The sequence below is a fragment of the Paenibacillus sp. FSL R10-2771 genome (genome assembly GCF_038000205.1).
GTDB classification, from domain to species: domain Bacteria; phylum Bacillota; class Bacilli; order Paenibacillales; family Paenibacillaceae; genus Paenibacillus_AQ; species Paenibacillus_AQ phytohabitans.
The window spans coordinates 883,910-898,314 of the sequence record NZ_JBBOBM010000001.1; the positions used below are offsets into that span (position 1 = coordinate 883,910).

The 14,405-nt window shown below is 54.1% G+C and carries 8 protein-coding genes; 7 read left to right on the forward strand and 1 reads right to left on the reverse strand.

Annotation, left to right across the window (positions count from 1 at the left end):
- Nucleotides 1-336: 336 nt before the first annotated feature.
- Entirely contained in the window at nucleotides 337-2,325 is a 1,989-nt protein-coding gene (locus tag NSU14_RS03875) for an alpha-amylase family protein (RefSeq protein WP_340942977.1), read from the reverse strand.
- 132 nt (nucleotides 2,326-2,457) lie between these two features.
- Between NSU14_RS03875 and NSU14_RS03880 the strand changes: the two genes are divergently transcribed.
- From NSU14_RS03880 to NSU14_RS03910, 7 genes are all read left to right on the forward strand, one after another.
- A complete protein-coding gene (locus NSU14_RS03880) occupies nucleotides 2,458-3,351 on the forward strand; it encodes an AraC family transcriptional regulator (protein ID WP_340942980.1) in 894 nt (297 codons plus the stop codon).
- A gap of 180 nt (nucleotides 3,352-3,531) precedes the next feature.
- Nucleotides 3,532-4,308, forward strand: a complete 777-nt coding sequence (locus tag NSU14_RS03885; RefSeq protein ID WP_340942983.1) for a GDSL-type esterase/lipase family protein — start codon at nucleotides 3,532-3,534, stop codon at nucleotides 4,306-4,308.
- A gap of 58 nt (nucleotides 4,309-4,366) precedes the next feature.
- Nucleotides 4,367-6,676, forward strand: a complete 2,310-nt coding sequence (locus NSU14_RS03890) for a helix-turn-helix domain-containing protein (protein WP_340942985.1) — start codon at nucleotides 4,367-4,369, stop codon at nucleotides 6,674-6,676.
- 246 nt (nucleotides 6,677-6,922) lie between these two features.
- Nucleotides 6,923-7,909, forward strand: a complete 987-nt coding sequence (locus NSU14_RS03895; RefSeq protein WP_042139566.1) for an ABC transporter permease — start codon at nucleotides 6,923-6,925, stop codon at nucleotides 7,907-7,909.
- 15 nt (nucleotides 7,910-7,924) lie between these two features.
- Nucleotides 7,925-8,809, forward strand: a complete 885-nt coding sequence (locus NSU14_RS03900; protein ID WP_039294420.1) for a carbohydrate ABC transporter permease — start codon at nucleotides 7,925-7,927, stop codon at nucleotides 8,807-8,809.
- Nucleotides 8,810-8,847: 38 nt separating this feature from the next.
- On the forward strand, nucleotides 8,848-10,398 hold the full coding sequence (locus tag NSU14_RS03905; protein WP_076245218.1) for an ABC transporter substrate-binding protein: 1,551 nt from the start codon (nucleotides 8,848-8,850) through the stop codon (nucleotides 10,396-10,398).
- Nucleotides 10,399-10,525: 127 nt separating this feature from the next.
- Nucleotides 10,526-14,302 (forward strand): Ig-like domain-containing protein, encoded by a 3,777-nt coding sequence (locus NSU14_RS03910; protein ID WP_340942991.1) that lies wholly within the window; start codon nucleotides 10,526-10,528, stop codon nucleotides 14,300-14,302.
- Nucleotides 14,303-14,405 lie beyond the last annotated feature (103 nt).

Here is a 14,405-nt window from a genome sequence, read left to right on the forward strand (position 1 = left end):
AAGAGCCCGGTGACTGTGACTACTATGCAACAAACAGGAGATCCTTGCTGAAGCGGACTGAGAAGTCGTTATTTTGCCGAAAACATGCCTCCTAAGGTGAAAGAGGACTGAGAATCCGCTATGTTGTTCATTTGGACTTAAAATGTGGCAGTTCAGGACAATTAGGGGAATCTCATTCCGGATACTCCGTGATTTCGCCAGATCTGCTCAAATAACGGAATCTCAGTCCGCCTGCTGAGCGGATAGTTCATATAGAGCCCGCCCGGTAAACTTCAACTGAGGTGAAATGCAATCAATAAGTATGATCTGGATTCACCAGTAGGGTGAATTTTGTTTTTAAGGGGCAAGCTCTATCACTGCCATCTGGTGATTCTCCATGTAAGGAATTGTGTACGAGATTTCACCCTCCGGACTTACCGTAAACGGCAGTTCAGTCATCGAAGGAGCCAGATAGACCCGCTGGATTTGGGCAGGAGACGGAAGTTTCAGGCTGACAGAAATGTCCCGCAGCGGCACGATGTCCTCGATGACTTCGATCCGGCCCTTCAGTGCGGGGGCGGCATAGAGCAGATGGTGTACATAGCGCTTCTCCGCCGGCTGGTACTGCAGGGTCGTTATTCCCCGGGCCGGCAGACCGGTGCGGAGGGAGGGACGCGGCAGCAGCCGGGAAAGGGCATGCAGCACCATCTCTTTGAGGATAAGGTGGCCGCCTTCCGCATAGTCGCTGAACACCTCCCAGGCGATGTAAATTCCACTGCTGCTCTCAACCATGGCCGGTCCATTATCTTCTCTGGTACCGGGTGTATGCTGATGCGAACAGAAAGTAAAGACATCGCGGTTGTAATACGGATTCTCCAGGTGACCCAGCGATTGTCCTTCCCGCAATTCTACCAGCTGACCTTCACCATACATTACATAAGAGGCAGGCAGGAGGGCGCCGGGAGTGAAATACGGCTTAAAGTAAGAAGGCCGGTAGGTATTGGCTCCCAGCCAGCTGATTCCCAGATTCAGCGCAAAAGCATCACCTGCCGTATTGAGTCCTGAACGGCCGGTGGCCAACACTTTGCCGCCTTCAGCGGTAAAGGCTTCAATAGCGGAAGCCAGTTCCCGCCATACCGGCACTTCATCCGGCAGGATCAGGACTTTGTAAGCGGCAAAATCACTGAACGTATCTACGATATCATACAGGTAGTGTCCTTCACTCAGTATACGTACTGCTCCTGCATCAGCCAGATTCCGCTGTCCCTTCAGCGCTTGTCCGTCTGGGCAGGCTTCACGGGCCGCCTCCAGGGACAGGACAGCGATGTCCGCAACGGATTCCACTCCGTTGCACCATTGCTCCTTCGCCTCTACCTCGGCATAGGCAGCGCCGATTAGGGCATAGGTCGCTACATCCATGAAGCCCGAAGGGTGAAGCTGATCACCGATGGAGCATTTGGCACCGTGGGCAAGGCTGAGCGCGGCCTCATACCGCAGCGCGTTCGGATGCTTGTAGCCGCCGAATTCGCCCCAGGAGGTATGGAATTTGCCGGTCATGCCGAGAAATTCCATGCCCAGGGTCTGGGCGTACCGTGCTGACAGCGGGAAGTGATCATAGCCCCAGCCTCCGGTCGGAAGTGACTCCAGCTCGAGGTGGCTGTTAACCTGGACAAGATCACGGCGGCCCCGCTGCTGATGACCATTGTTATGATAGACCGGAAGGCCTGGCTTTACCGCGTCAATCGTCTCCCGGACACGGCGTGCATAATTCAGATAAGTCTGTTCACCGAGGGCAGTGACGGCTGCTTCATCGCGGGGATCCTGGCCGGCTGCCTGCAGTGCCGAGACGCAGTACTGGCAGCGGCATTTACGGCCGCCGACGATATCGAGGAAGATACCGTCAGCATCATAACGGGAAACTACTTCATGGATTTGCGCCAGCAAAACGTCCAGATAGGGTGTATTCATACAAAACTCATGATAACCCGGCGTCATGAAGTCCTTCACCCAGCGTGTGCGGTCCTCTGCATCACGGATCAGCCACTCGGGATGGCGGCGGGCCAGCTTCTCATCAAGGCCAGCGGACAGATATACCGGTGTCTTGACTCCGATTTCGTGAGCTGCACCGATCATCTCCCCCAGAAGGTCAAAGGAGAGATGCGGATGAATTTCATTGGCTTCACTGGGATGATAGGCCCAGCCGTGATGACATTTGGAGAATACCGTAACAGAGTCAATATGACCGGCACGCAGCATGGATTGAAACTGGGATTTGGTGAAATCTTTGCCGATGCCGGGAATGAATTCAGAAGTATGGAAGTCCAGGTGAACCTGACGAAAACGCATGGATACACAGCCCCTTATACGATTTGGATGAAAAGCGGATTCCCAGTCAATGTACCTCTTTTATGGCGGGGCAGCCAGTGATATTATAGACTTTGAATAGCACAAAATCGACTTGGACAGGAGAGATAGCCAGTGCTGTGTCTGGAATTATCGATTCCGCCGCTGCCGCAATTCGTCACGGTGGGACATGCCGTCTGGCCGCCGGGGGACCGGCATTTCGCCCGCACCTTCGGTGTGTATGATCTGCTCCTGGTGAAGCGCGGAACGCTCTATATGAGAGAAGAGGACAAGGAGTATGCGGTGGGTCCGGGAAAGTTGCTGGTGCTTGAGGCGGGACTGCCGCATGAAGGTTACCGGGCATGTGAGGAGGATACAGAAATTTATTGGGTGCACTTCATCCATGAATCTAAGCCGGCGTATATCCGGCGGGAGGATATTCCCTGGTCATCTCTATTGGCCAAAGGAACGGTGGAGGATGAGGAGCCCTCTGCACAACAGCGCCTGTACATGCCGAAATATGCCACAGTCGACGTAGAGACGCTGGAGCCGATTCTGCATGAGATGAACGAGATCCACAGCCGGCTGAGTGCAGAAAATGCGCTGCGTCTCCACCTGCTGCTGGCCGGGCTGCTGGAGGCGTTTCAGGCGGAATGTATTCGGACTGCACAGCCGGAGCCGGCAGCACGGCTGGCCCGGGCAGCAGCCAGCTATCTGGACGTCCACTGGAGACAGCCGTTTAATCTTGCAGGACTTGAAGAGGAGCTTCATTTCCAGGCGGATTATATTACGAGGTGCATGAAACAGCATATCGGCACTACGCCACTGCAATATGTACTCCATCTGCGTCTGGAAGAAGCCAAAAAGCTGCTGGGCGGTACGGTGCTGGGTATTTCGGAAATTGCCGAACGGGTAGGCATTCAAGATCCTAACTATCTGACGCGCCTGTTCAGTTCGAGGTTTGGACTGACTCCCGGAGCGTACCGCCGGCGGCTGCGTCAGAGGCAAGATACGGCTGGCTCTACTTAAACGGAGGAAATCTAAGGACCACTTCGGGTGCTGCCAAGAGCTCAGTCATGTCGATATCATGCTAAAGAAAGTCGGGATCGTTAAGGCGGAATAGGGCAGGTGGCGCTACCATTAGATTGCAGGAGAAACGCTTGGCATAGGCCAAGCCGGGGAAATGGCGCAATGATCAGGAGGGAAGATATGCTGCCTTTAAATATTAATACGATTATCGATAGCGTGACAAAAAAATCCGCGAATCTCAAGATTATGTTCCTCGGGGACAGTATTACGGCGGATGGCCTGTATATCCGCTTAATCCGGGAATGGCTGAAGCAGCACCGCCCGGATCTGGCGGTGGAGCTCATCCCGTGCGGTGTCCCCAGCGAGACGGCCTCGGGCCTCAGCGAAGCGGCGCATCCGTTTCCGCGTCCCTGTATCCATGAACGGCTGGCAAGAGAGCTTGCGGCAGTGTCTTCTAATGTGGTCGTAGCCTGCTATGGAATGAACGACGGGATTTATCATCCCTTGTCGGAAGAGCGTTTCGCAGCCTATCAGGCGGGGATGCAGCAGCTGAGCACACAAATCCGTGAAGCCGGCGCTGCAGTTGTGCTGATGACACCGCCGCCATTCGATGCCCCGTCAATGAAAGGCCAACTTCTGCCGGCGGATGCGGCTGATTTCAGCTATCTGGCTCCTTACCAGAATTATGATGAGGTGCTGGAGCGTTATGCGGGCTGGCTTCTGTCCGGTGAATGTCCTGCGGATGGCATCATCGATTTGCGCACACCGCTGCTGGAGCATATCCGGCAGGAGCGGTCACTGAATGCCTCGTATAGCTATGGCGACGGAATCCATCCGGACGCAGCGGGACACGGGGTAATCGCACGGACACTTCTGCTGAATTTGTTCGATGCAGAGCCGGATACGCTGCCGGGTGCGGAGGAATCGGGGGAGGCGGCCCGCGGAAAAGCGGATTGACAAGCAAAATGGCGCGGGATTATATTAAGGTCACCCTATGAGCCGGGAGAGATCACCTATGAATGTACTGCAGACGATCCGCTCGCGGAAATATTTACAGCGGATTATACTCAGCTTTATGCTTGTTGTTGCCACACTGGCTGTGGCTTCGCTATTTGTGAACTCGAATGCCCGCGGCAAGGTGCTCAGCCTGCAGAACGAAGCCGACCGGAAGCTGCTGACCCAAATCAATTATAATATTGAGAATATGAATGGTATCGTGAAGGATTTGGCCGTTTCCCTGTACAATGACGAAGAACTGCTCGCCCTGAAGTCCGGTGCGGATTACAGGCAGAGCATTCTCAAGATTGAGCGCCTCAACCATACGGTGGCAGCTTCCCCGTATCTGCATGCTGCCGTCTTTTACAATGGGGCCCAGCACCGGTTCTTCTCGTCGCTTAACCATGAAATTAACAATAGTCTCCTGTACGATTCCCTTAAGAACTATATGGCCTCGCGGGCGGATCTGCCGAAGCTGCAGCTGATTCCGCTGGACCTTGACGGAAAGGATGAGGGGATAGACGTATTTGCGATCTTTATATATGACGGGGACACTCTCGGTTCCATTAATGACAATGTGCTGATTCTGACGGTGAAGCCGGGCTGGATGCTGGATAACATGAAAGCGCTTAATCATGTGGCGGAGCGGGAAGATGATGTACTCTTCATTACAGACAGTGACGGCGAGGTGCTTATTTCAACCGACGGGCTGCTTCCGGCCGGTCTTAATATCAAAGCGGACCTGCTGCCGCGGATTGCTTCTTCGGCTGCGCCGCTTAATTCTTTTAACTATACATTTGGAGACAGGAAGTATAAGGTCACTTATCTGAGCAAAGCGCTGAATAACTGGCAGATTGTCAGCATGCAGGATTACGATGTTGTGCTGGGCAGCGTCCGGCAGATGAAATGGACGGAGATAACGGTCACGCTGTCTGTTGCTTTGCTCGCTATCCTGCTGTCCGTGTTCTTTGCCTTGCGGCTGTATAAGCCAGTGGGCCAGCTGCTGACGCTGGTGCCGCAGGATGTACGCGGTGCTCCGCAGGCGAAGGATGAGCTGTCGCTGATTGCGGCGAATGTAACCGAGATGATCAGCAAGCTGAAGGGACTGGAGCTGGAACGGGCCTCGCAGTCGAATATTGCGAAGCTCTACCAGCTGCGCAGCCTGATCGGGTCAAGCCAGAGCCTCGATGAACAGGCATTCCTGCAGATCAGGGAGCAGCACGGAATAGACATCGCTTATCCGTCGCCGCTGCGGCTGGCGCTGGTGCAGATCGACAATCTGCAGGGGCTTGCGGCAGATCCGGGGCTGCCTATGGAATCCCTGCTGTACTTTGCCATTGCCAATATCGGCCAGGAGCAGCTGCGGCTGGAAGGCACTTGTGAAGCGGCCGATATGAAAAGCGGCCATCTGGTCTTCATCACCGGCAGCGGAGCCGGGACACTTGCGAAGCTGGAAGAGCGCTTCCGGGAGCTTCAGCAGACGATTTTTGACTACTACCATATTACCTTTACGGTTACGCTGAGCGAAGTGTTCACGGATTACCGCTGCATCACCCGGCATTACAATTTGGCCATGCGTCACTCGAACTACCGGATGGTCTTCGGCAAGGGAGCAGTGATTGAGCCTGAAATGCTGCAGGAGAATGAGCGGAATGAATCGCTGCGTATCCCGCAGGAGCTGGAACGGCAGCTGACAGAAGGACTGAAGGGCGGGGATCTGGCAGAGACAGAGCAGACGATCCGCAAATGGAGAGAATTGCTCGGCAGCTTCAGCTATGAGAATATGTTCTCGGCTGTTCTTCATCTTGCGGTTACCTTAAGCAATACGCTTGGCGAGATGAATAACCGCAACGTCAACCCGGTATCGGTCAACCTGCAGGCCGTTAACCGGCGTATTCTGGAAAAAGAGACGCTGGATGAGATTGAGGCCGTGCTTCTGGAGGTTGTGCGCGAGGTGGCCGAGCAGCGGCGCAGCGGGCGGGCGGATAAGAACCGGCTGCTGGCCGAAACGGTGAAGGAAATTATTGATAAGCATTACTCGGATCCGGATCTGAATGTACAGCGGATTGCCGATATGCTCAAGATGAATTCGGTCTATCTGGGACAGGTATTCAAAGCGCAGGAAGGCACGACAGTCGTGGATCAGATCAATGCAGCCCGCCTGGCCTATGCCAAAGAGTACCTGGAGCAGAAGGACCTGACCGTTACAGAGATTATGGAAAAGGTCGGGTTCGGCAACGAAAGCTATTTCTACCGTCTGTTCAAACGCCGCTACGGAACGACGCCGAAGGAATACCGCCTGAAGTCCGCCATTGACCGCAGCAAGTAAACAAGCCTCTGCAGCCTTAAGCCAGGCCCGCTAAATGAGCGATGTTCATTTAGCGGGCTTTTTGCTGCGCCACGTATGGCTTCGCCCGGCCGGAACAGGAAACTGGCAACAATACAGCCCCTCTTTACAGCAATCTTGCAATTGTACAGTAACACCGAAGCCTGATTCACGCTATTGTTAGTCATGCAAAGCCTGGTACACAGGCAAACAGCTGCAGCTAAGGAAGGAAAGGAAGGGGCTTTGGTTATGTTGAATAAGGTTCCACTAGCGGAACAAAGAGCAAGTTCAGGTGCGCCGCCGGGAACGCGCAGAAGAACGTGGATTGGAAGAGAGCTTCACCATTTCCGGAACAACCGGGAGCTGTTTCTGCTCTCACTGCCGGGACTCCTGTACAAATTGATTTTTGCGTATATTCCAATGATCGGCCTGATTATCGCCTTCAAAAATTACCGGTATGATCTCGGCATCTTCGGCAGCAAGTGGGTGGGACTGGATAATTTCCGTTATTTATTCACTACGGATACGGCGTGGCGGATAACCCGTAATACGGTTCTATATAATACCGCCTACATTGTGGTAGGTACCTCGGCAGCACTGCTGCTGGCGATTCTGATGAACGAAATCAAGGCCAAGTGGAGCAAGTTCTACCAGACAGCCTTGTTTCTGCCACACTTCCTTTCCTGGGTACTTGTGGGTTATGTGGCCTATGCCTTCTTGAACCATTCGGATGGTTTTATCAACCGCACCCTGGAATCCTTCGGGCTGAATCCGGTGAGCTGGTACCAGAATGCGGGGCCATGGCCGGTGATTCTCATTCTGGTTCAATTATGGAAAGTGGTGGGGTTCAACACGCTGATTTATTTTGCCGGCATTATTGGCATTAACAGCGAATATTACGAGGCAGCGCGGATCGACGGGGCGACCAAACGGCAGATGGCGTTCAAAATCACAATCCCCCTGATGGCCCCGATCATCATCATTATGCTGATCCTGTCTATCGGCAACATGTTCCGCGGAGACTTCGGCCTGCATTATTTTATCCCGAACAACTCAGGTTTTCTCTACGGCTCTACGGATATCATCGATACCTATGTGTACCGTGCGCTGCGTGAAGTCGGTAATGTAAGCATGTCCGCGGCTACAGGCTTTTACCAGTCGGTTGTAGGTCTGGTGCTGGTGCTGACGGCAAACGGAATCGTGCGCAAAATTGATTCTGATAATTCCCTGTGGTAAGGAGGTGCCCTGACAGTGGGCAAGAAATTCGAATTTTCCAAGCTGTTCATTAATCTGCTGTTTACGGTGCTGTCGATTGTGGTCGTCCTGCCGTTTCTGCTGGTCATCGCCGTGTCGCTGACAGATGAGAAGTCGCTGACCGAAAACGGGTATCAGTTTATCCCCAAAACCTTCAGTCTGGATGCCTACCGCTATCTGCTGGATGCTCCTGACATTCTGCTCCGCGCCTATGGAGTGACCTTCACGGTGACCATTATTGGCGCGCTGGCCGGCCTGCTCCTGACTGCGATGACTGCATACGTGATCTCACGGCAGGATTACCGGTATAACCGGGCGACGACCTTCTATGTATTTTTCACCATGCTGTTCAGCGGGGGGCTCGTTCCTTCCTACATTCTCATTACGCAATATCTTCATCTGAAAGACAGCCTGCTGGCGCTGATTCTGCCCATTCTGCTGTCGCCGTTCAACATCATGGTAATGAAAGGCTTCATGTCCAAAATTCCGCTGGAGATCATTGAATCGGCCAAAATCGACGGGGCGCGTGAATTCCGCATTTTCTTCAAGATTATCCTGCCGCTGTCGACGCCTGCGCTGGCTACTCTGGGTCTTCTGATATCCTTCACGTATTGGAACGAATGGTTCAACGCGATGCTCTACATCGACGATCCGAACAAAGTGCCGCTGCAGCTGCTGCTGGTGCGGACGCTCAACAGCATTGAATTTCTCACGACGAACTCTGAATTTACCGGACAGCTGGGCATCGATCTATCGAGTTTCCCCAACAGCTCGGCGCGGATGGCGATTGCCGTACTGGCCGGCGGACCGATGCTGGTGATCTTCCCGTTTTTTCAGCGGTTTTTCGTCAAAGGGCTTACGGTTGGCTCCCTAAAGGGTTAACATACAATTACATGTACAAAGTACAGGAGGTCACTTACATGAAAAAGAAGCTGTTTGGAGTTCTGGCATCTGTATTGCTTGTTGGATCGGTGCTATCCGGCTGCGGAGGCAACAATAACGGCGGCAATAGCAATGCCGGGAAGGGCGCGGAAGGAAGCGGAGCGGAAAGCACGCAAAGTGCAGCTCCGGAATCAGGAAACGCAGGCGAGCTGAAGCCGGTCGAACTGACCTGGTATTATCCGCTGTCGCAGCTGCAGGCCGATCAGGAGAAGGTGCAGGAGGAAGTCAACAAGATTGTGAAGGCGAAGATTAATGCCACAGTGAAGCTGATGCCTGTTGCGATCGGGGACTATGTGCAGAAGATGAACACGGTGCTTGCAGCGGGCGAGAAGTTCGACATTCTCTGGACCGGCTACATGCTGAAGCCCGAAGAGCTGGTGCGCAAAGGTGCCATCCAGCCGATGGATGCCCTGCTGGATGAATATGCGCCGGAGCTTAAGGCAGATGTGCCGCAGGTAATGTGGGACGGTCTGTCGGTCGACGGGGAAATTTACGGTATCCCGAACCAGCAGATCAACGGCTCCCGTTACGGCTTCATCATCCAGAAGCGCTTCGCCGACAAGTACAAACTTGACACCGCTTCCATCAAGAAGATAGCGGATATCGAACCGTTCCTGGCCCAAATCAAGCAAAATGAACCGGACATCATTCCGTTTGGCGTATTCGGCACTTCCTTCATCAATCCGCAGTCCCATGACGACAAATATTGGGTAGTTCCGGGGCTGGATGACCATTTCTATATCAAAACGGATGATCCTACGTATACGCTGCAGCGTTATCCGGAAGAAGAGCTGGACAATTTCCGGCTGGCCAGCAAATGGTATAAGGAAGGCTATATTTACAAGGATGCCGCTACCGAAAAAGCGAATGATTACCTGGCCAAAGGCCAAATTGCAGTCGATTTCAACGTTACTCTCAAGCCGGGTGTGGAGGCTGAGGTGAAGGCCAAAAACGGCGGCAACGAAGTTATTACTGTACCGCTTAGCGACTGGTTCTCCAACGGCTATTCGGCTACGACCAACCAGTCGATCAGCCGTACGGCCCCTAATCCGGAACGTGCGATGATGTTCCTTAATCTGGTGAATACCGACAAAGAGCTGTACAATCTGCTCTGCAATGGTGTTGCCGGTGAACACTATGATAAGGCCGATGGGGATTACATCAAGGCAAAGGCGGATTCCCGTTATCTGCCGAATATGGACTGGGTTTTTGGCAGCGTATTCAACTCCTATCTGAAAGAAGGGCAACCGGAGAATGTCTGGGAAGAGACCAAAAAGATCAATTCCAATTCAGAGGTCAATCCTGTAGGTGCCTTCAAGTTCAATTCCGAGCCGGTGAATACGGAGATCGCCAACCTGAATGCGGTCTGGGGTGAATATAAACGGGGACTGGTTACGGGAACACTCGACTTCGAAGAAACCTGGCCTGCATTATACGGTAAGCTGAAGGAAGCGGGCGAAGAGAAATACGTAGCAGAGGTAACCAAACAATTCGAGCAATTCCTTAAGGATAAAGGCCTGAAGAAATAAGCCTCATAGAGAATATACCTGCACCTTTGGAGGAGATCACAGGAACCTGCTGCTCATGGACGGCTTCGCCAAGATATAATACCGGCGGAGCCGTTATCATTCCAACCGGAAAGGAAGAGGAGCCTTGGTGAAAAAACGTTTGCTTGCCGCCCTTGCCGCCAGTATGTTGTTCACGATCAATCCTGCCCCGCCGATTGCGGGTACTGTATCGGCGGAGGGAGGTTCTCCGGGGGCGGTTATTTATGTCGCCACTAATGGAAGCGATTCCAATAATGGGACACAGAATGCCCCATTTCTGACTTTGGAAAAAGCCCGTGATACCATCCGGACGCTGAAAGCGGAGGATGGCTTGCCGGAGGGCGGCGTCACTGTGTATTTGCGCGAAGGAAGGTATGAACGGACGTCCAGCTTCGAGCTGCGGCAGCAGGATTCAGGCGAATCTGGCAAGCCCGTCACTTACACGGCTTATCCGGGTGAGTCCGTGACTTTGTCAGGTTCGGAGCAACTGGCCAAGTCAGCGTTCGTTCCGGTTACGGACACGTCGGTGCTCAGCCGAATCATCAGCCCGGAGGCGAGAAGTGAGGTACTGGTAGCTGATCTGGCAGCGCTCGGGATCACCGATTACGGCCAGCTCAGCCGTCATGGCTATTATCTGGCCAATGATCTGAGCGAGGTGCCGCCAATGGAACTGTATGTGGCCGGACAGGGCATGACGCTGGCCCGCTGGCCCAATGAGAGCACCGTCCAGATGGATGAAATCCTTGATCCCGGTCCGACAAGGAAGGACCCGGACGGGGAGGTGCATACGCGCGGCGGCACCTTCACTTATACGTATGACCGGCCCCAGTACTGGACGCAGGCAGACGATATCTGGCTGGACGGGATCTTCGGCTACAGCTGGGAGTGGTCGTATAACAAGATTGCTTCCATTGACACGGCTGCCCGAAGCATCACCCTCCGTTACGGGGAAATGAGCGGCATCTTCAAAAACTGGTACCCTGATTTCCATTTTGCGCAAAATCTGCTGGAGGAAATCGATATGCCGGGCGAATATTACATCGACCGCCAGGCGGGCAAGCTGTATTTCCTGCCGAACGCCGAGTTTGCAGCCGCCGAGAATCCGGATATTGAAGTCACGATGCTGAAGAGTCCGATGATCAACGCGCTGAATGCTTCGTACATTGACTTCTCCGAGCTTGTGCTTGAGAATGGCCGCGATTCTGCTGCAGTGTTCATGGGCGGCAGCCATATGCGTATTCTGAACAGCGAGATCCGCAATTTCACCAACAGCGGGGTACTGGTTAACACACAGAGCCGGTTCTATTACAACAATTTTGAAGGGGCACCGGGAACGGACCACGCCATTATCAGCACCCATATTCACCATATCGGCGGCACCGCCGTCACGCTGACAGGCGGCAACAAAACGACGCTTGCGCCAGGGAATAATGTGGTGGAGAATTCGCATATTCATGATTTTGCCTACTATCATAAAGCCTACAATCCCGGGGTGCTGCTGTCCGGCGTCGGCAACCGCATGTCGCACAATGAGCTGCATGATGCGCCCCATCCGGGCGTGCTGATCTTCGGCAATGATCATACCGTGGAGTATAACGAGATCTATGATGTATGCACCACTTTCTCGGATCTCGGCGCGATCTACATGAATGCCGGCGAGCAGCCCCATGAGCGCGGCACGGTCATCAGGCGCAATTACTTTCATAACATCGGCGAGAGCAAGGCCGGAGTGGAGGGGGTATATCCCGACAATTTCACGATGGGATTGACTATCGACGAGAATATTTTTTACAAGATGGGCAATTCGGCTATTAAAAACAACGGCGGCGCGCATATCCTGACCCGCAACAATATTTTTATCGACAGCAAAATTCCTTATGATTATGCGGATATGTTCCTGGGCGATGAGCCGGATGATCAGGTGCCGCTGAACTACATGCCGAAGTGGCAGGCGCTGTTTGCGGCTAACAATAATTTCACCGGAACCCCGTATCTGACGAAGTATCCCGAGCTGGCGGATTTCTTCACGGAGAACCGGTATTATCCCGACACCAATACGTTCCAGGGGAATGTGGTCTACAATCCGTCGCTGCCGCGCAGCGTAACGACCAATGTGTACGGGGCGTATGACAAATTTGGGCTTGTGCAGTACGCCAATAACTGGGTGAGCGCAGCAGATCCCGGCTTCACCGACCTGGCGGGAGGCGATCTGTCGCTGCGGCCGGATTCGGATGTCTTCGATGTTATTCCCGGGTTTCCAGACATTCCGTTTAACGACATTGGCGTTACTGGCAAAGCTGGCACGACAGCAGGCACGGACAGCTATCCTGTTCAGGGAGTAGCCGTCTATGACAGCGAAGTTACCGTGGACCGCTGGAAAACGCTGAAGCTGCGCACGGCGGTGCTTCCTTGGAACGCGGATCATCCCGTCCGGACCTTCACTTCGACCGATCCCGGTATCGCAGCTGTGGATACGGCAGGTATTGTAACCGGCCAGGCGGTCGGCAGCACGGTCATTACGGTAGCCTCGGCGGAGAATCCGCTGCTGACGGCCACGGTTACGGTCAACGTGGAGGCTGGCGACGGCGTAATGGATTTCACAGATTTCGAATCCGGCGCGAACGGCTGGCTGCAGGATGCGAACCGCAGCATTGAGAAGATTGGGCCAAACCGCTGGTACAAGATTCTGAACGGAGCCTCAGCGCTCAGTCCCAAGTCCTTCTCCGATTACGAGCTGAGCTTCAAGCTGAAGACGCCGGAGATTATGGGGGATAATGTAACCCTGTATGTTTTCGACCGCCAGGCCGGCAGCGGCTCTAGCCGGATCGGGTACAAGACGCGGGCGGACGGCACCTCCGCCTGGCTGCTGTACAATTCAGCCTGGACGGTGCTGAAAGAGGTGAAGCTGCCTGGGCATGACCTGCAGCCGAATACGGAGTATGCGGTCAAGATGCTGGTGAAGGGGGGTGACATCAGCGTGTACCTGGATGGAGCCTTCCGCCTGAAGGGCAACGATCCGGGCCATAATGCGGAGGGGAAGGTCGGCTTCTACGTCAGCAATGTCAGCCAGATGCACTTTGATGACATTCAGTTCAAGGCACTTACGACTACGCTGGCCGGGATCATTCCGGCGGAGAGCAAGGTGCGTATTGCCGCAGGGGAACAGCGACAGTTGCAGCTATCCTTTGATCCTGCAGATACGCCGGACACAAGCGTAACCTGGCAGTCGGCCAATCCGGCGGTCGCCACGGTGGATAGCACCGGAGTGGTCCACGCCGTATACGAAGGGGAGACCCTTATCTCGGCTGTGTCTACGGTAAATCCGCTCATTAAGGCGGACATTACAGTAACCGTCTCTAGCATTATGCATGAGACAGACTTTGAGAACGGGGGCAACGGCTGGCCGGTAGACCCTAACCGCAGCATCGCCGCTGATCCGGACGGGAACCGCCGCTATAAACTGCTGAACGGTGCTACCGGCCTGCTCGACCGCAGCTTCACTTCTTATCAGCTGGAGTTCAAGCTGAAGACGCCGCTTGTGATGCCGGATAACGGCATCCTGTACATCTTCGACCGCCAGGACAGCTCCGGCTCCTCCCGGATCGGCTACCGTACCCGGGCAGACGGAACCTCCGCCTGGATCCTGTATGACACAGCCTGGCAGAAGCTGACCGAGACGGTCCTGCCTGGACATGACCTGCTGCCGGATACGGAGTATGATGTGAAGGTGACGGCCCGGGACGGAGATATTGCCGTATCTGTGGACGGCTCGCCAAGGCTCTCCGGCATCGATCCGGGTCACCGCCCTTCAGGCAAGGTCGGCTTCTATACCAGCGGCTTCGCTTATATGCTGTTCGATGATATTATTTTCTCGGTCTTGCCATAAAACTAATCTAAGCTTCGAGGGCGCTCTTCCTGCGGGAAGGGCGCTTTTACAGTTGAGCAGGCTGGGAATCTAAGAGGAGTGTTTATGTTCCCACGTTAACAAG

Bases quoted from the DNA above. Each gene is read 5' to 3' on its own strand.
- NSU14_RS03885 (WP_340942983.1), top strand. From the start codon at position 3,532: ATGCTGCCTTTAAATATTAATACGATTATCGATAGCGTGACAAAAAAA.
- NSU14_RS03895 (WP_042139566.1), top strand. From the start codon at position 6,923: ATGTTGAATAAGGTTCCACTAGCGGAACAAAGAGCAAGTTCAGGTGCG.
- NSU14_RS03890 (WP_340942985.1), top strand. From the start codon at position 4,367: ATGAATGTACTGCAGACGATCCGCTCGCGGAAATATTTACAGCGGATT.
- NSU14_RS03875 (WP_340942977.1), bottom strand. From the start codon at position 2,325: ATGCGTTTTCGTCAGGTTCACCTGGACTTCCATACTTCTGAATTCATT.
- NSU14_RS03905 (WP_076245218.1), top strand. From the start codon at position 8,848: ATGAAAAAGAAGCTGTTTGGAGTTCTGGCATCTGTATTGCTTGTTGGA.